Source organism: Myxococcus hansupus, from assembly GCF_000280925.3.
Classification (GTDB): domain Bacteria; phylum Myxococcota; class Myxococcia; order Myxococcales; family Myxococcaceae; genus Myxococcus; species Myxococcus hansupus.
Genome location: NZ_CP012109.1, coordinates 3,395,589 through 3,413,404 on the forward strand (window position 1 = coordinate 3,395,589; position 17,816 = coordinate 3,413,404).

Annotated in this window: 15 protein-coding genes; 10 read left to right on the forward strand and 5 right to left on the reverse strand. The window is 69.7% G+C overall.

Annotated elements, in window-relative coordinates:
- The first annotated feature begins 35 nt into the window (after positions 1-35).
- From A176_RS13265 to A176_RS13275, 3 genes are read left to right on the forward strand one after another with little or no spacing between them, the layout of a single operon-like run.
- The gene (locus tag A176_RS13265) at positions 36-1,043 is read left to right on the forward strand and encodes a biotin--[acetyl-CoA-carboxylase] ligase (RefSeq protein ID WP_002636600.1); all 1,008 of its coding nucleotides are present in this window, start codon (positions 36-38) and stop codon (positions 1,041-1,043) included.
- A 13-nt stretch (positions 1,044-1,056) separates the two neighbouring features.
- Positions 1,057-1,827, forward strand: a complete 771-nt coding sequence (locus A176_RS13270) for a type III pantothenate kinase (RefSeq protein WP_044889127.1) — start codon at positions 1,057-1,059, stop codon at positions 1,825-1,827.
- Positions 1,824-2,957, forward strand: a complete 1,134-nt coding sequence (locus A176_RS13275) for a hypothetical protein (RefSeq protein ID WP_002636598.1) — start codon at positions 1,824-1,826, stop codon at positions 2,955-2,957. Before A176_RS13270 ends, A176_RS13275 begins: the two co-directional genes overlap by 4 nt.
- Before the next feature lie 53 nt (positions 2,958-3,010).
- Here A176_RS13275 and A176_RS13280 read toward each other — a convergent pair whose 3' ends face one another.
- The 4 genes from A176_RS13280 to ald all read right to left on the reverse strand — a co-directional run bounded on the left by A176_RS13280 (position 3,011) and on the right by ald (position 7,869).
- Complete coding sequence (locus A176_RS13280; RefSeq protein WP_002636597.1) at positions 3,011-4,744, reverse strand: response regulator; 1,734 nt, start codon at positions 4,742-4,744, stop codon at positions 3,011-3,013.
- Positions 4,745-4,932: 188 nt separating this feature from the next.
- Positions 4,933-5,835 carry an anti-sigma factor family protein gene (locus A176_RS13285; protein WP_002636596.1) on the reverse strand — a complete coding sequence of 301 codons (903 nt, stop codon included), beginning with the start codon at positions 5,833-5,835 and terminating at the stop codon, positions 4,933-4,935.
- A gap of 22 nt (positions 5,836-5,857) precedes the next feature.
- Positions 5,858-6,499: a sigma-70 family RNA polymerase sigma factor gene (locus A176_RS13290; RefSeq protein WP_002636595.1), complete on the reverse strand. Its 642-nt coding sequence runs from the start codon at positions 6,497-6,499 to the stop codon at positions 5,858-5,860.
- A gap of 242 nt (positions 6,500-6,741) precedes the next feature.
- Positions 6,742-7,869 (reverse strand): alanine dehydrogenase, encoded by a 1,128-nt coding sequence (gene ald, locus A176_RS13295; RefSeq protein WP_002636594.1) that lies wholly within the window; start codon positions 7,867-7,869, stop codon positions 6,742-6,744.
- Between the two features lie 187 nt (positions 7,870-8,056).
- Here ald and A176_RS13300 point away from each other — a divergent pair, with 187 nt between their 5' ends.
- The gene (locus tag A176_RS13300; protein WP_044889128.1) at positions 8,057-9,361 is read left to right on the forward strand and encodes a radical SAM family protein; all 1,305 of its coding nucleotides are present in this window, start codon (positions 8,057-8,059) and stop codon (positions 9,359-9,361) included.
- Positions 9,362-9,419: 58 nt separating this feature from the next.
- On the opposite strand, the gene A176_RS13305 is transcribed toward A176_RS13300, so the two are convergent.
- A complete protein-coding gene (locus A176_RS13305; RefSeq protein WP_002636592.1) occupies positions 9,420-10,295 on the reverse strand; it encodes a response regulator in 876 nt (291 codons plus the stop codon).
- 170 nt (positions 10,296-10,465) lie between these two features.
- Between A176_RS13305 and A176_RS13310 the strand changes: the two genes are divergently transcribed.
- Genes A176_RS13310 through A176_RS13335 form a run of 6 tightly spaced genes read left to right on the forward strand, consistent with a single transcriptional unit; the run spans position 10,466 to position 17,792 of the window.
- Positions 10,466-10,948: a chemotaxis protein CheW gene (locus A176_RS13310; RefSeq protein ID WP_002636591.1), complete on the forward strand. Its 483-nt coding sequence runs from the start codon at positions 10,466-10,468 to the stop codon at positions 10,946-10,948.
- Positions 10,945-11,319: a CheW domain-containing protein gene (locus A176_RS13315; RefSeq protein ID WP_002636590.1), complete on the forward strand. Its 375-nt coding sequence runs from the start codon at positions 10,945-10,947 to the stop codon at positions 11,317-11,319. The genes A176_RS13310 and A176_RS13315 overlap by 4 nt, the downstream gene beginning before the upstream one ends.
- Positions 11,320-11,324: 5 nt before the next feature.
- On the forward strand, positions 11,325-12,578 hold the full coding sequence (locus A176_RS13320) for a methyl-accepting chemotaxis protein (RefSeq protein ID WP_002636589.1): 1,254 nt from the start codon (positions 11,325-11,327) through the stop codon (positions 12,576-12,578).
- Positions 12,579-12,611: 33 nt separating this feature from the next.
- The gene (locus A176_RS13325; protein ID WP_002636588.1) at positions 12,612-14,939 is read left to right on the forward strand and encodes a hybrid sensor histidine kinase/response regulator; all 2,328 of its coding nucleotides are present in this window, start codon (positions 12,612-12,614) and stop codon (positions 14,937-14,939) included.
- Positions 14,940-14,976: 37 nt separating this feature from the next.
- Positions 14,977-15,981, forward strand: coding sequence for a chemotaxis protein CheB (locus A176_RS13330; RefSeq protein WP_044889129.1), 1,005 nt, complete (start codon positions 14,977-14,979; stop codon positions 15,979-15,981).
- Entirely contained in the window at positions 15,975-17,792 is a 1,818-nt protein-coding gene (locus A176_RS13335; protein ID WP_021780930.1) for a protein-glutamate O-methyltransferase, read from the forward strand. Before A176_RS13330 ends, A176_RS13335 begins: the two co-directional genes overlap by 7 nt.
- Positions 17,793-17,816 lie beyond the last annotated feature (24 nt).

Sequence of the window (17,816 nt, forward strand, 5' to 3'; positions counted from 1 at the left end):
CAGGTTCCCCGAGAGACTCGCCACGAGGTGCCGCCGTGCCCGCCCATTCGAATGAGCAGACCCAGGAAGAGCTCATCCTGAGCTTCCTCTCCGAAAGAGGGAGCGACGACTACACGTCTGGCGAGGCGCTCTCCAACAAGCTGGGCCTGTCCCGCACGGCGGTGTGGAAGCACGTGGAGTCCCTTCGCGCCAAGGGCTACCGCATCGAGGCGGTGCCCGCGCGGGGCTACCGGTTGGTGTCGGTGCCGGACCGGCTGACCGCGCTGGAGGTGGGGCCGCTGCTGGACACCCATGACTTGGGCCGCACCATTCACCACCACGAATCGCTGCCTTCCACCAACGAGAAGGCCTTCCGCCTGGCCCAGGACGGCGCCGAGCACGGCGTGGTGGTGGTCGCCGAGCAGCAGACCTCGGGGAAGGGCCGCCGGGGGCGTGTCTGGGTCTCCCCGTCGGGCCTCAACCTCTACTTCTCCGCCATCCTCCGCCCGGAGCTGCCGCCCCAGCGTGCGCCGGAGCTGACGCTGGTGGCCGCCGTGGCGTTGGCGGAGGCGCTGCGGGACGCCGGCGCCGACGCCGCCATCAAGTGGCCCAACGACGTCCACATCGACGGGCGCAAGGTGGCGGGCATCCTCACCGAGCTGTCCGCGGAACCCGAGCGCGTCCACTTCGTCATCGTGGGCGTGGGGGTCAATCTCAACTCCCAGGTCGAGCACTTCCCGGAGGAGCTGCGCGACACCGCCACGTCCCTGTCATTGGCCCTGGGCCGGCAGGTGCAGCGGGCCCCGTTCGCCGCCGCGCTCTGGACGCGGCTGGAGGAGTGGTTGGACCTCTACCTGGAGACCGGCTTCGACGCGGTGCGTGCGCGGTGGAAGGCCATGTCCTCCACGCTGGGGCAGGATGTGCTGGTGCGCACGGACCGGCAGGAGCTGCGGGGCAGGGCGGAGGACATCGACCCTTCGGGGGCCCTGCTGGTGCGGACGGCGGAGGGCTCGCTCGAACGCGTCTTGGCGGGCGACGTGGAGCAGCTCCGGCCACGGCGGTAGACTGCGCGGCGTGATGCTCCTCGCCATCGATGTCGGCAACACCAACACCGTTCTGGGGGTGTTCGAGGGCCGGCGCCTGCTCGACCACTGGCGCGTGGAGACCAGCACGCGCCGCACCTCGGACGAGTACGGCATCCTGGTGCGGCAGCTCTTCACCCACCGGGGCATCGACCCGACGAAGGTGACGGCCGTCGCGGTGTCCAGCGTGGTGCCGCCGCTCCAGTCCAACCTGGAGAAGATGAGCGAGCGGTACTTCCGCCTCCGCCCCATGTTCGTCGGCCCGGGCGTGAAGACGGGCATGCCCATCCTCTACGACAACCCCCGCGAGGTGGGCGCGGACCGCATCGTCAACGCGGTGTCCGCCTACGAGAAGCACCACACGGGGGTGCTCGTGGTGGACTTCGGCACCGCGACGACGTTCGACGCGGTGTCACCGAAGGGCGAGTACCTGGGCGGCTGCATCTGCCCCGGCATCAACATCTCCATGGAGGCGCTGTTCCAGAATGCCTCCAAGCTGCCGCGCGTGGAGTTCGCGCGGCCGCCGCACGTCATCGGGCGCAACACCGTGCACTCCATGCAGTCCGGGCTCGTCTACGGCTACGTGGGAATGGTGGACGGCATCTGCGCCCGCATGCAGGCTGAGCTGGGCTTTCCGGTGAAAATCGTCGCCACCGGAGGGCTCGCGTCGCTGGTGGCCAGCGAGTCCAAGGCCATCCACCAGGTGGATGAGTTCCTCACGCTCGAGGGCCTGCGCATCATCTACGGAAGGAATCACGCGTCATGACCACCGCCGTCCCCAACAATGTGCCGACGCCGCCCCCGGGCTGTCCCTTCGACGCGGAGTTCCTGCCGCCCAACCTGCGCAAGCACGTGGACCCGGCCGCGCCGGTGCCGCTGCGGATGATGGCGGCCAAGTCGCTCGTCCCGCTCAACCCGTCCGACATGGTGGGCGCGCTCTACATGCTCACGTTCGATCCGGACGCGGGCGTGCGCGAGACGGCGGCGAAGACGGCCGCGGGGCTGCCGGACAAGATTCTGGGCTCCGCACTGCGCGACGAGGAAGTGCAGCCGCAGGTGCTCGGGTACTTCCTGGGGCTCGTCAAGGACAAGGACGCCTACGCGGAGATGCTGGTCCTCAACCCGAGCACGCCGGACGACGCTGTCGCGGACGTGGCCCGGGACTGCAGCTCGAAGCTGACGGAGATCATCGGGCAGAACCAGCTCCGCCTGCTGCGCAACGAGGGCATCCTCCGCAACCTCTGCGTCAACGCGAGCGCTCCGGTGTCGCTCATCGACAACGTCTGCGACTTCGCGGTGCGCAGCGGGATGCAGTTGCTGGACGTGCCGCAGATGAAGGCGGCGCGGGTGCGCGTCTTCGGTCCCGAGGCCGCCGAAGCGCCGCCGCCCCAGGGGCCCACCGCGGAAGAGGTGCTTCAGGAATTCGAGGAGGCCGCGGATGAGACGGCCGCGCCCATGGAGGAGGGCAAGCGGCTGACGCTGGCCCAGCGCATCATGCGCATGTCCATCGCGGAGAAGATCAAGCTGGCCACGCTGGGCAACAAGGAAGCCCGCACGGCGCTCATCCGCGAGACGAACAAGCTGGTGGCCGTGGCCGTCATTCGCAGCCCGCGCATCACCGATGGTGAGGTGCTCGCGTGCGCCGCCAACCGCGCGATGATGGATGACGTGCTGCGCGTCATCTACAGCAACCGCGAGTGGACGAAGAACCACAAGGTGAAGATTGCCCTGGTGAAGAACCCCAAGGTTCCGCTCACCGTCACCATGAAGTTCCTCAACTCGTTCCGCGACGCGGAGTTGAAGGACCTCAGCCGCGACAAGAACGTGCCGGCGGCCGTGCAGAGCTTCGCGAAGAAGCTGCACGAGAAGAAGACGGCCCCGAAGAAGCAGGGCTAGGGGGATGCGGCGCCCCGGGCTCGCATTGCGCCCGGGGAGACGGCGCGCGGTGTCTAGGCCGCGGCCTCGTTGGCGTCGTCCTCCGCCACGGAGGAGGCGGGCTCGTCCAGGAGCTGCTGGGCGATGGCGAGCGCCTTCTTGGTCTTCTCGCGCAGCTTCTCCTCGCCCTTGATGCGGGCGTAGAGCCGCGTGACGCGCTCCTCGTTGCGGGCCGTGGCGGTCTCCAGCTCGGCGATGCGACGGCGGAGCTCGTCGGCCTCTTCGGTGGCGCGGGTGCTCTGCTCGGACAGCTCGACCTGGGCCTGACCTACCTGGACACGCAGCTCCTCGGCCTCGTGCTGCGCGGCCTCGACCTGCGTCCGGAGGCTCTCGGAGGCCTCCTGCGCGGCCTGGACGTCCGCCTCCAACTGACCGGCGCGCGAGCGCAGCTCTTCCAGCTCGGTGGCGTAGGCGTGCGCCTGGGCCTGGTGCTGATCCAGCTCCGCCTGGAGCGCGGTGAGCTGCGCCGAGGCGCTCCGGGCCTCGTCCTTGGCGGCGGCGAGCTGCTGGTCCACGCGCTTGCGGTCCGCGGTGAGCGAATCCGCCCGGGCGCTCAGCGTCTTGAGCTGGGCGTCGCGCTGCGTGAGCTCGGACTCGGCGGTGCTGGCCTTCTGCTCCAGCTCCAGGCTCTGGTCCTTGAGCTCGAGAATCTCCTGGTCCTTCTGGTTGAGCTCCGTCTTGAGGCGGAGGATCTCCTTGTCCTTCTTGTTGGCCGCGTCGCGAAGGGCGAAGGTGTCCTTGTCGTTCTTCCCGGAAGACGCACGGGCCGTCTCCAGCTCGGTGCTCTGGGTCTCCAACTGCGCTTCCAGATCACGCACGCGGTCCTCGGCATGCGTCGCGGCGCCGCGCGAGTCGTCGAGCTCCGCCTGCAGCTCGGCCACCTTCGCGCGCAGGGTGCGCAGCTCCGCGGCATCCGCGGCGGGCGCGATGGAGATGGGCGGCGGGGCAGGGCGGGCCGCGGGCGGCGGACGGGGCGCGGCCACGGGGGGCGGCGCGACGGCGCGCGGCGGCTCCGGCGGCGGAGCGACCGGCACCGGCGTGATGAAGCCAATCACCGTCTTCTCGGAGTCGTCCAGTCCATCCAGCACGTCCTCCGCGTCGTCGGTGCCCAGGGAGTCCAGCGTGGAGAAGTCCTCTTCGATGCCCTCCACCACGGCCTCGGGCGGGGCGACGACGACTTCTTCCTCGAAGGACGGCGTCTCCTCGGGGGTGGACAGGTCGCCGAAGGCGGCGTCGAGGTCCAGCTCCTCGCCAGTGACGGGCGGCTCCTCCGCGGTCTCGACGGAAATCTCCTCGCCGAAGTCCGCCGTCATCGGCTCATCGCCGAGCGCGTCCAGCGTGAGGCTCTCGTCGACGACATCCTCGGTGACGGGCAGCTCGGGGAAGCCAATCAGCGTGCCCGCCGCGTTCGCGAGCTGCTCGGCGTCCACCGGCTTGGCGACGTACTCATCGGCGTGCGCCTTCAGCTTGCGGTGCTGCGCGAAGCCGTCCGGATTGCCGATGATGACAATGGGGACGTTCTTGAGGTCGTCGTCCTTCTTCAGCTTGCCGCAGATGAGGTAGCCGTTCTGTCCCGCGGACAGGTCCACCGCGAGCACCACGAGGTCCGGCCGGTCCCTGCGGATCTGCTCCACGCTGCCCTTGCCGTCCGCCGTCTCGTCGACCGAGAAGCCCCGGCCCTCCAGGGCCGAGCGCAGGGAGGCGGAGAGAGCGGTGTCGCTTTCGACAATCAGGATTTTCTTCGACATGGAGGGACGGCCCGTCCTGGTATGCGGCGCGCGCAAACGCCCTACCGGCCGCGACGCGCAAGGAGAAAAGATGCGTCGAGGCTATCGGCCATGCGCGGGAGCGTCAATGTTCGGACCGGGCGGAATTCCGGCTGCTTGAGCAGCGAGCGAGCGCCGTCACACAGCAGACGTTTCACCGCAACAGGCTGCTACGGATGCGGGTACGTCGCCGGTTCAAAGGAGAACGCGGGCCGCGAGTATTGCGGACGCGGCGCGGGCGGCAGCGAGAAGAGCGGCTCTTCGGGTTCGCGCGGAGCCTTGCGCGCCAGCTTCTCACCGCTGTCTCGCTCGGCGAGCATCCGGCGGATGTCGCCTTCGTCCATGTCCGTCACCATCTCATAGACGATTTCGTCATCACGCCAGGTGACCACGTTGAAGCCCTGCGCGGAGTCCACTTCCACGGCCTGCAACGCCTGGAGTCGCGGGATGGCGGCTTCGCCTTCACCGGGGAGCACGAACACACCCAGCCGGCGGCGCGGTTCATCGTCGGTGTCCGGCAGCGTCTCGTAGCTGATGTACGCGACCTCGCGGCCGTTGAGGATGGAGATGCGGCCGCCCAGCGGCTTGGCCTTGGGAATCTGCGGCACGGTGATGCGCGGATCCACCTTGTCCTTGAACCACTCCTCCACGTGCTCGGGCGTGTTGGACGCGATTTCGAAGGGGAGCGCCTTGCTCTTGCTGTGGCGCTGCACGGCCTCCGCGCGCGCGGCGCTCAGGCGCTGTTCGGTATGGAACGCGGCCCAACCTCCGCCGACCGTCACCACCACCAGCACCATGGCCCCCGCGCGCAGCCACACGCCAAACTGGGCGCGGCGCTGCTCCTGCCTGAGGCCACCCTGGATGCCAGCCCGGAGCGAGGCGGGAGCCCGCATCCCTGAAACGGAGTGGCGCGCGGCTCGCCGCAGCGCCTGTCGCATCTGCTGCTCTTCCTCCGCGCAGCGCCGACATTCAGCGCACCCGGACAGGTGGGTTTCCACGTCCATCCGCTCCTCCGGCTGGAATTCGCCGTCGAGGTACGGATACAGCAGGCGTTCGAGATCCTGGCAGTTCATGGGGCGCGCTAGGAACGGGTTTCTACCCCGTCTTCTTCCTGTTGCGATACTCTTCCAGGTCCGCGGGCGCGTTCACCGGCTCTCCGTCATGCCGGAAGACACCCTGGCCCTCCGCGTACTCGCGCAGGTTCTTCTGCAGGAGCTTGCGCCCACGGAAGAGGCGGCTCATCACCGTGCCCACGGGGCACTCGAGAATCTCCGCGATCTCCTTGTAGGAGAACTCCTGGAGGTCCGCGAGGATGACCACCAGCCGGAAGTCGATGGGCAGCGAGTCGATGGCCCGCAGCACGTCGTCCGACAGGAGCCGGTCGAAGAAGTACTGCTCCGGGTTGGCCGCGAAGTCCGTCGCGTCACGGCTCACGAAGCGCTCGTGGACCGCCTCGCGCTCCACGCCTTCCACCACCGTGCGCTCCTTCACCTTGCGCCGGTACCGGTTGATGAACGTGTTCGTCAGAATCTTGAAGAGCCAGGCCTTGATGTTCGTGCCGCGCTCGAACTTGTCGAAGAAGCGGTAGGCCCGCATGCAGGTGTCCTGCACGAGGTCCTCGGCGTCGCGTTCGTTCTTCGTCAGACGCAACGCCGCCGAGTAGAGCGGATCGAGGTGCGCGAGCGCCAGCTCTTCGAATTCCTGCTTCGTCCGGTTGGGTTGCCTGAAATCCAACATATCCCGCCTTCCAAGGGCCCGAAACAAATGGGGAATGAGTTGTCGCTTACCCGCCAAATGTATGCACGGGAACAACCAGGGCAACAACGGCATCCCACGACACCCGCCCGCACGCCCGCTTCGGGAATACACGACGCGGGACGGGGAAAGATATTCCCCACATCAGATAACGGACGGGGAGGCCGGATGTCGCCATCCGAGCCTCCCCGCCTGAAACCGCGTCGTCTGCCTGCTTGCTGAGCTTACTTGCGGCCGGCCAGCGCGTCCGCCAGCGGCATGTAGGGGTAGCCCATGTCCTTCGCGACGGCCTCGTAGGTGACGTGGCCGTTGTAGGTGTTCACCGCCAGCGCGAGGGCGCGGTCGGCCTTGATGGCCTCCACCAGGCCCAGGTCGGCGATCCTCCGCGAGTAGGGGCGGGTGACGTTGGTGAGGGCGTAGGTGGACGTCTGCGGCACGGCGCCCGGCATGTTGGCGACGCAGTAGTGAACGACGCCGTGGACCTCGAAGGTGGGGTTGTCGTGGGTGGTGGGCTTGCAGGTCTCGATGCAGCCGCCCTGGTCCACCGCCACGTCCACCACCGCGGAGCCCGGGGTCATCTCACCGATGAGGGCCTCGGAGACGAGCTTCGGGGCCTTGCCGCCGGGGATGAGCACCGCGCCCACGACGAGGTCCGCCTCGCGCACGCTGCGGGCGATGCTCTCCGAGTCGGACGCCAGCACGCCCACGCGGCCGAGGAACACGTCGTCCAGGTAGGTCAGGCGCTCCATGTTGACGTCGAGGATGGTGACCTCGGCGCCCATGCCCACCGCGACCTTGGCGGCGCACAGGCCCACCACGCCGCCGCCGATGATGGTGACGCGGCCGCGGCGCACGCCGGGCACGCCGCCCAGCAGGATGCCCTTGCCGCCGTGGGCCTTCTCCAGGCACTTGGCGCCGACCTGGATGGCCATCTTTCCGGCCACCTCGCTCATGGGCTTGAGCAGCGGCAGGCTGCCGTCATCCAACTGCAGCGTCTCGTACGCGACGGCCGTGGCCTTCTTCTGAAGGAGCGTCTTGGTCAGCTCCGGGTCCACGCCGGCCAGGTGGAAATACGTGTAGACGATCTGGCCGGGCTGGATGCGCGCGTACTCGGGCGCGATGGGCTCCTTGACCTTGATGATCATCTCCGAGCGCTGCCAGACCTCGTCCGCGCTGGAAACGATTTGCGCGCCAACGCGCACGTACTCCGAATCGGGGATGCCGGAGCCCACGCCGGCGTTCGTCTCGATCAGGACGGTATGGCCCGCGGCGGTGAATGCGCTCACGCCTGCTGGGACCATGCCGACGCGGTACTCGCGGGTTTTGATCTCCTTGGGAACTCCGACGATCACGACTGCCTCCGAGAGGGGGACGTAAAAAAGCGCGCGGACCCTAACGGGGGCCCCGAGGGGAATCAAGGTGCGCTCGGACAGCCCTTCGCGGCGGGCGAACGCGCCGAGCGCCCTCCGCGAACATGACGCGAGGCGTTGGATGCGATGCGTGATGAAGCGCGCGCGGCTCGTGTTAGTTACCAGGGACATGACGTCTGCCCCGAAGCTCCTATTCGCGGACCCCAAGGGACGGGTGATGGAACACCCGTACCTGCTCGCCACGCTGCGCAGCGGTGAAGAGCTCGTCCCTCCGCAGGACAAGCCCATCGCGCTGCCGTCCGCCGGGCGGCTCGTCCATCTTCCGGGCAGACTGCCCGTGGGCCTCCACCCCGAGACAGGCGAGCTGGAGCTCGTCCGGGAGATGAAGGTCGGCGGCAAGGCGTTCGTGCCCAACGCGGTCGGCGCGTTGCTGCCGCCGGGCTACACGCGGACCTTTCTTCCGGGCGAGGTGAAGGGGAGCGGGCCGGTGCTTCCGCAGTGGGCGTACACCGCCGCGGCGTGGGGCAAGGACGGGCCGGTGGCCTGGGCCATCCATACCGACCGTCGTTCGCACTGGGATCCGGAGCGCTTCTCCACGCCGGACATGAAGGACCTGGTGGCGAAGCACATGGAGCGCTTCCCGGACAACCGCGTCCTCAAGCAGCTCAAGACGTGCGCGATGCTCTACCGGTGCTTCACGTCGCAGAACACGTTCTACGTGCGCGACGAGGCGGCCATCCCCGCGTCTGTCATGTGCAACGCGCGCTGCGTGGGCTGCATCTCCGACCAGCCCGCGGATGGGCCTCCGGCGTCGCACGAGCGCATGGATGACGGGCCCACGGGTGAGGAGATGGGCCAGATTGGCCTCTTCCATCTGGAGCACGCGCCGGGCCGCACGATGGTGAGCTTTGGCCAGGGGTGCGAGGGCGAGCCGCTCACGCGCTGGAAGCAGATCGCGGAGGCCATCCGCTACATGCGGGCGCGCTCGCAGGCGGGCTCCATCAACATCAACACCAACGCGAGCCTCACGCGTGGACTGGAGGCCTTGTTCGACGCGGGGCTGGACGCCATCCGCGTGTCGCTGAACTCGGCGGTGAAGGACCTCTACGAGGCCTACTACAAGCCGGTGAAGTACGGCTGGGAGGACGTGGAGGCGTCCATCGCGCTGGCGCGTGAGCGCGGTGCGTACCTGGCGCTGAACCTGCTGCTGTTCCCCGGTGTCACCGACCGCGAGGGCGAGGTGAAGGCGCTGGAGCGGCTGGTGAAGAAGTACCGCGTGGACCAGGTGCAGACGCGCTCGCTGTGCATCGACCCGTTGCAGTACCTGGAGGTCGCGCGCGAGCGCGGCGCGGGTGGCGAGCCGGTGGGCATCCGCACGCTGCTTCAGCGGCTGAAGGCGGCGCGCCCGGGACTCATCGTCGGCAACTTCGCGCGTGGACTCGAGGAGCGCGAGAACGCGGCGGGGGCTCGGTAGCGCGCCCTGGGGTGCGCCGGCTCGACCCACGAGGGGAGCCGGCGCGGAACCTTCCGAACTACTCGTTCCCGGTGGGCATCAGCTCCTTGGCCACCAGGTTGCCCATCACCGCGTCCTTCGGGATGTAGCCGTCGGCGCCCGCCTCGCGGCAGATGCGCTGCAGCTCCTCGACGTTCTCACCCGAGCACAGCAGCACCTTGATGCCCTTGAAGAGGCTGTTGCTCTTGATGAAGCGGCAGAACTGCTCGCCGTTCACGTTGGGCATGCGCACGTCCAGCAGCACCAGGTCCGGGCGCGTCTGCTTCTTGAGGATGATCTTCGTCGCCTTGTCGGCCGTGTCGGCGACATGCACCTCGAAGCCCTTGGCCACCAGGTCCGCTTCGATGATGCGGGCCGTCATCTCGCTGTCATCCACGATGAGGATGCGCGGCTTGCGTCCGCCCGTGGTGGGCGCGGCCTTCAGGCCACCCATCGCGGGGGCGGCAGGGGCCGCGGGCGCCGGGGCGGCGGGAGCAGCAGGGGCGGGCGTGGCGGCCACCGGGGCCGGCACCGCCGTGGGGATGCCCAGGGCGGGAGGTCCAATCAACCCCATGACCCCGCCCAGCACGGCCTCGAGCCCGCCGCTCTTCAGAATGTAGCCGTCCGCGCCGGAAGCTTTGGTCTTCCCATCCAGCTCCGCCTCGGAGATGTCGGAGTAGAGGACCAGCTTCGCGGTGACCTTCTTCTGCCGGCGCAGGTACTCCACGACGTCATCGCCGAACATCTCCGGCATGTTGACGTCCATGAGGATGAGGGAGAACGGCCCCTCCGCGAGCTTCTGCTCGAGGCTGGCCAGGTCCTGCGCACCGCTCGCCTGGTAGCCGGCGGCGGTGAGGGCCCGGACGGTGAGCTCCACCAGCATCGGGCTGTCGTCAATGACCAGTACGCGCGACATCGTCCTCCTCAAGGGCTTCGCGGTGGAACCCTACACCTTTGGTGCAGCGCGGACCATCGAAACGGCGACCAGGCGGGCGGGTCGTCAGGTCCTCTTGACCGCTATTCATCGCCTCCGGATACTTTGGCGCCTTGACCACGACCTCGACTCCCCTCCAGCGAGCACTCCGGATGGCTCCGGACCGCGCTTTGGCCACCCAGGCCCGGCCGGAGCAGGAGTTCTTCTGCTTCCGCGTGGGCGACCTCCGCCTGGGCGTGCCCAGCGAGAACGTGCTCGAAGTCCTCCGGGCCGGCCTGCTCACGCCGCTGCCTCGCACGCCGTCCTTCATCATGGGCGTCACCGGCCACCGGGGCGAGGTGCTCCCGGTGCTGGACCTGCTGCGCTTCCTCTCCAAGGGAGAGGCTCGCATCGGACCGCGCACCCGCCTCTTCGTCGGCGTCACGGGCAGCTACGTGGCCGGGGTCGTGGCGGACACGGTGCTGGGCCTGCGCCGCGTGCCCGTGGCGGACATCCTTCCTCCGCCCCTGGGCGGTGACGCCGCCGCCGAGCACCTCCTGGGTGTGGTGCAGGCCAGCGGCAACCAGGAGGCCATCAACCTCCTCAACTTCTCCAAGCTGCTCCAGACGGCGCGGCAGCGGGCGGTGGCCCGGTGACCGACGATCCCGTCCAGGAGAAGGAGGAAGAGGTGGACCTGCTCTTCTTCGACATTGGCCCCACGCTCTATGGGACGGATGCGTCCCAGGTGCTGCGCATCGACCGCGCGCTGCCGGACGATTTGACGCTGCGGGAGCTGGGGCTGCCCTTCAAGGGCAACCGGGCCATCGTCTTCGACACGCCGGAGGGCGAGGCCCACCTCAAGGTGGACGCGGTCCACGGCGTGCGCTCCATCCCCGTCAATTCCCTGCGCCGGATGCCCCCCACGGCCGGCGCCGCAGCCTACGCAGTCGGTGTGTGCCTGGAAGAGGCCCGCACCGTGTTGCTCATCGATCTGGTCGAAACCGCAAGGACTCAAGGAAGGCACTGAGACACATGTCCCTGGACACCCCCAACGAGAAGCCCGCTGCCAAGGCACGCGCCCGGAAGGCTCCCGCCTCCAAGGCCGGTGCCGCCAACGCGGCGTCGACCTCCTCCTCCACGAAGGCCATCACCGACACGCTGTTGACGGTGCTGTCCGGCAACCTCCAGGCCCGCGTGCCCAAGGAGCTGGTGGGTGAGTCCGGCGCGGAGCTGGCCCACCTGCTCAACCAGGTGCTGGACCAGTTCGCCGCCTCCGAGCACCGCAAGCACGTGGCGGCGCAGGAGATCGACCAGGCGCTGGACGCGCTCATCGGCCTGGTGCGCGAGGGCGACCTGTCCCGGTGGAACACCACCACGGAAGACCCCCAGCTCGGGCCCCTGCTGGAGGGCTTCGGCAAGGTCATCGAGACGCTGCGCACCTTCGTGCGGGAGATCAACGAGGCGGCGCTGAGGCTGTCCTCGTCCGCCAACCAGGTGCTGGCGGCGTCCACGCAGCACGAGACGTCCTCCACGGAGCAGGCGGCGGCCATCCACGAGACGACCGCCACCATGGAGGAGCTCAAGCACGCGTCGGCGCAGATCGCCGAGAACGCGGGCAGCGTGGCGCGCGTGGCGGAAGAGACGCTCGGCGCGGCGCGCGCGGGCCGGGGCGCCATTGGCGAGTTCATCCAGGCCATGCAGCAGATCCGCAGCGACGGCGTCGCGGTGGCGGACTCCATCGCCAAGCTGTCCAAGCGCGTGGAGCGCATTGGCACCGTGGTCGAGGTCATCGACGAGATCGCGGACCGCTCCGACCTGCTGGCGCTGAACGCGGCGCTGGAAGGCAGCCGCGCCGGTGAGGCCGGCAAGGGCTTCTCCATCGTCGCGGCGGAGATGCGGCGCCTGGCGGAGAACGTCCTGGACTCCACCAAGGAGATCAAGAACCTCATCACGGAGATTCGCGAGGCCACGGCCGCCGCGGCCGGCGCCGCCGAGGCGTCCAAGTCCGCGACCGAGTCCGGCGAGAAGCTGGGCGCGGTGGCGGCGCAGGCGGTGGAAGGCATCCTCGCCGGTGTCCAGGAGACGAGCGACGCGGCCCGCGTCATCAACCTGGCCACGCAGCAGCAGCGCACGGCCACCGAGCAGGTGGTGGCGTCCATGGCGGAGATCGAGGACGTGACGCGCCAGACGACGCAGGCCTCGAAGCAGGCCACGGGTGCGGCCGCGGAGCTGACGCAGTTGGCCGGACGCCTGGCCGAGCTCATCAAGCGGTTCAAGGCGGACTAGCGCTTCCTGGAAGGGGAGGGGCGAACGCCGGCCATGGACACCGAGGCTCTAAAGAAATCCCTCCTGAAGAAGTTCCAGGAGGTCACCGCCGACCGTCTCCAGAAGATTCAACTGGGGGTGTTGGACCTGGAGAAGGAGACCGCGGACCAGGCCGCGGAGGACGTCGCGCGCGAGCTGCACACGATGAAGGGCGAGGCCCGCATGTTGGGTCTGGCCGCCATCGGGCAGCTTGCGCACGCCGCCGAGGACGTCCTGCGCGCGGAGCGCGAGGGCAAGACGGCCACCGAGGTGGCCACCGACGTCCTGCTCAGGGCGTGCGACGTCCTCTCCGACCTCAACGAGGATTTGTCCGGTGCCAACACCGGCAACTCGGCGAGCGAGGAGATGGTCCGCATGCTCGCGGAGGTCTCCGGACAGACGCCGCCCGCCATTCCGGGCGCGAAGCCCGCGGCCCCCGCTGCTCCGCCGCCGGCGCCCGTCGCCGTGCCGGTGGTGGCACCGGTGGCCGTGGCGCCGCCGACCGTGCCCGTGCAGGCTCACGCCGCACAGCCCGCACCCCGGGCGCCCGTGGCGGAGCCCGCGCCGGCCCATGCCAGCGGGGCGCATCCGGCCCCCGCGCACGGCCGTGACGAGGAAGCCCCGAGCGCCGCGAAGTCCGCGGTCGCCGACCGGAGCATCCGCGTCAACGTGGAGGTGCTCGACTCGCTGGGGTTGCTCGCGGGCGACCTGCTGGTGGAGAGCGCCCGCGGCCGGCTGCGCAGCTCGGAGACCGAAGAGTTGTTCGAGCGCTTCAGCCGCCTGGGGGACCGCTTCCTCCGGCTGGCCGAGGAGATCGACATCTCGGTGGACGTCCGGGAGCAGTTGGACCGCGTGGAGAGCGACCTCCACATGCTGCGCGACGATGCGTTCCGCTTCGTGCGCCGCAACGACGACGGCATCAACACGCTGCACGGCAACCTGGCCAAGATGGCGGACCACGTGGCCGAGGCCCGGCTGGTGCCGCTGTCCACCGTGTTCGACGCCTTCCCGCGCGCCGTTCGCGAGATGTCGCGCACGCAGGGCAAGGAAGTGGACCTGGTCATCGAGAACGCCGACATCGGCGTGGACCGGTCCATGCTGGGGGACGTGCGCGACGCGCTGGTGCACCTGCTGCGCAACTCGGTGGACCACGGCGTGGAGTCTCCGGACACGCGCCAGCAGCTCGGCAAGCCGCTCAACGGCCGCATCCGCATCCGCGTGCGCGTGGATGGGGACATGCTCCACATCGAGGTGGAGGACGACGGCCGCGGCATCGACCCGGAGCGGCTGCGTCAGGCGGCCATCTCCAAGCGCCTCATCAACGCGGTGCAGGCCGCCGCGCTGTCCGAGCGCGAGGCCATCGAGCTCATCTTCCGCCCCGGCTTCTCCACCCGCGACCAGGTCAGCGAGCTGTCCGGCCGTGGCGTGGGCATGGACGTGGTGAAGCGGAAGGTGGAGACGCTGGGCGGCTCGGTGGGCGTGAGCAGCCGCATCGGCCGTGGCACCACCATCACCCTGCGCCTGCCGCAGTCGCTGGCGTTGATGAAGGTGTTGCTGGTCCGCCTGGGCGACGACGTCTACGGCATGCCCGCCGCGGACGTGGAAGCGGTGATGCGCGTGAAGCCGGATGACCGGCTGGAAATCTTCGGCACCCTGGCGGTCCGGCACCGTGGCAAGCCCACGGCGCTGGTGGCGCTGGGGCCGCTGCTGGGGCTCAACGGCGGCAACCGCTTCGACAAGCCTCCCGCGGTGGTGGTGCGCCACGGCGAGGACCACGCGGCGCTGGTGGTGGACGGCTTCGTGGACGAGCGCGAGGTGGCCGTGAAGCCGTGCGGCGGCGAGTTCCTCAAGGGCGCGCCCTTCATCGCGGGCACGGCGGCGCTGGAAGACGGCCGCATCGCGGTGCTGCTCCACGTGCCGGACATCATGTCGGAGGTGCGCCGCATGGCCCGCCCCGTCACCCAGGCTCCCGCCGCCAAGCGCCTCCGGGTGCTGCTGGTGGACGACTCGCCCATTGCCCGCGCCACGGAAGGGGCGCTGGTGAAGGCGCTGGGGCACTCCGTCGAGGAGGCGCAGGACGGCGAAGAGGCCTACGTGAAGGTGCAGAACAACACGTACGACCTCATCCTCACGGACGTGCAGATGCCCCGACTGGACGGGTTCTCGCTGGCGCGGCGGCTCAAGTCGACGCCCGCGGTGGCCCGCATTCCCGTCATCATCCTGTCGTCGCTCGCCTCTCCGGAGGACAAGCGGCGCGGTTTGGACGCGGGCGCGGATGCCTATCTCGTCAAGGGCGAGCTGGGCGTGGAAGTGCTTGCCCAGGCCATCGACCGGCTGACCTGAGGAACCTGGCTTGGGCGGCAGCGCGGTGGCGGCAGGAATGGCGTTTCGTGTGCTCATGGTGGGCAAGGGCCTCCGTGCGCTCGCGGCCCGGGGGCTCTTCGATGGAGAGTCCCTGGTGCCCGTGGGGCCGGCGGAGGTCGAGTTCTCCGGTGCCCTGGTGGCCGTGCAGCGCCACTTCCCGGACGTGGTGCTCGTGGACCTGACCGCCGTGGATGCGCTGGCCGCCATCGAGCAGGTGATGGTGGAGCGCCCCGTGCCGGTGCTGGCCCTTCACCCGGGCCTGTTGTCCGGCCAGGAAGCGTTCCAGGCGATGGTGATGGGCGCATTGGAGGTGCTCGAGCGCCCCGCGACGCCAGGGCCCGAGTTCTGGTCGCACGTGTCGCGCAAGCTGGTGCTGCTGGCGCAGGTGAAGGCGGTGCGCCAGGTGCAGACGCGGCCCGTGCAGCAGCCGGCGCGCGAGGCCCGGCCCCCTCCGCCGTACCCGCTGGTGGCCATCGCGGCGTCGCTGGGCGGGCCCAAGGCGGTGGCGCAGGTGCTGCGCATGATTCCGCGCTCGTTCCCGGCGCCCATCGCCTACTGTCAGCACATCAGCGAGGGCTTCACGGAGGGCCTGGCGCACTGGCTCGCCAATGAAACTGCGCTTCGCGTGCGCGAGGCCGAACATGACGTGGTCATGGAGCCGGGCTCGGTGTACATCGCTCCGTCAGGCAGTCATCTGTTGGTCAGACCCGAGGGCAGGTTGGAGCTGGACTCCGGCCCCGCGCTTCGCGGTTTCCGGCCCTCCTGTGACATGCTGCTGACGTCGGCGGGCGAGGCGTTCGGCTCGCGCTGCATCGGAGTCATCCTGACGGGCATGGGGCGCGACGGCGCGCGAGGACTGAAGGAGATTCGGGAGCGCGGGGGCCGGACGATTGCCCAGGACGAAGCGTCCAGCGTCGTCTGGGGCATGCCTCGCGAGGCGGTGCTGATGGGCGCGGCGCACGAGGTGCTGCCGTTGAGCCGGATTGGCGCGGCGTTGATGCAGTGGGTGGACTTGTGCTGACGGCGAGCCAGAAAGTGTTGCAGCAACTGGCCGCGCTCCTCCTGGAGCGCGCGGGCCTGAAAATCACCCCGGATGGTTTCCACAGCCTCCGGCTGGCCCTGTCCACGCGCATGCCCGTGCTGGGCCTGGACGAGCCCGAGCACTACATCCAACGGCTCACGGGCCCCGGCGGCGAGGAGGAGCTGCGCTCGCTGCTGCCGCTCGTCACGGTGGGGCACACCGAGTTCTTCCGCGACGCCAAGCAGTTCCGCGCGCTGGAGAAGCGCGTGCTGCCGGACCTGGTGTCCCGGTCGCGGCGCGAGATGCGCAAGGTGTCCATCTGGTCCGCGGGCTGCGCGACGGGCGAGGAGCCCTACAGCCTGGCCATGGTGCTCGCGGAGCTGGGAGCGCTGTCCCTGGAGGTGGACCTCTGGGCCACGGATTTGAACCTGGCGGCGGTGGAGGCCGCGAAGCAGGGGCGCTTCACGTCGCGGCGCGCCATCAGCATCAACCAGGAGCGGCTCACGCGCTTCTTCCGGCCCGTCGAGGAAGGCTACGAGGCCCTGCCCGCGCTGCGCGAGTACATCCGCTTCGACGGGCAGAACCTCGCCGTGCCCGTCTTCGACAAGGTGGCGCTGTCGTCGCTGGACCTCATCCTCTGCCGCAACGTCATCATCTACTTCGACCTGCCCACCATCCGCGGGTTGATGGACCGCTTCCTCGCGGCGCTGCGGCCGGGCGGGCTGCTGTTCCTGGGCTACTCGGAGAGCCTCTTCAAGGTCTACGACCGCTTCGAGATGATTGAAGTGGATGGGGCCTTCGTCTACCGACGCCCGCTGAACGACAAGGGCCTGCGCGTCCCGCCGCTGCGGATGACGCCGTATCCCGGCGAGCCGGAGGTCCCCGCGCTCAATGCCGTTGCCCCGGCGGACCCGCTCCCCACCGACGTGCGCAGGCGCGTGTCGCCCGCGGACGTCCCGCTGACGACGCGCCTGCCCGCGGTGGTCCTGCCCGCCGCGGCGTCGGCCACAACCCCGCCCAGCCGGCCCAGCGTGACGCTTCCCGCGCTGGGGGCCTCGACGGGGCCCCGGTCCGTGGTGCCAGGGCGCTTGCCCGCCGTGTCGCCGCACGCGCCGTTGCCGGTGATTGCCGCGCCCCCTCCGGCCAGCGCGGCGCGCACGCGCATCACCGCCGAGCTGCCCACGGTGGCGAGCCTGGACTCCGCCCGCCCGCGCATCACCACCGAGCTGCCCACGGTGCCCGCCGCGCCGCGGACGCCCACGGTGGAGGTGCCCGCGTGGCCCATGCTCCTGCCTCCGGCGGAGCGTCTGGCCATGGCGGTGCGGAAGATGACGCAGGGGGACTTCTCCGCCGCCATCGCGGGTGTGCAGCGGCTGCTGGCGGACGAACCCAGCGACCTGGACGGGCTGCTCACGCTGGGCAACCTCTTCTCGCTCACCGGGCGCATCCCCGAGGCCCGGGAGGCCTTCGCCCAGGCCATCCAGCGCGAGCCGCTGTGCGTGGAGGCGCGCGTGTTCGGCGGGGTCGCCGCGTTGCAGGCGGGGGAGCTGGCGGAGGCGCGGTCCGAGCTGGGCAAGGCCCTGTTCCTCGAGCCCACGCTCGCCATTGGGCACTACCTCCTGGCCCAGGTGCACGAGCGCACCCAGGACCATGAGGCGGCCCGGCGCAGTTACCGCAACGCCATTGCCCAGCTTCGCTTTCCGCAGCGGCCCCTGGCGGGGCACTACCCGGAGATGCCGGACTCGGCGGACGCCATCTCCCGCGCGGCGCGGTACGCGCTGGCCGCGCTGGAGGAACAGCCCCTGCGCTGACGCAGGGGCCGTGGGGCCTTCACT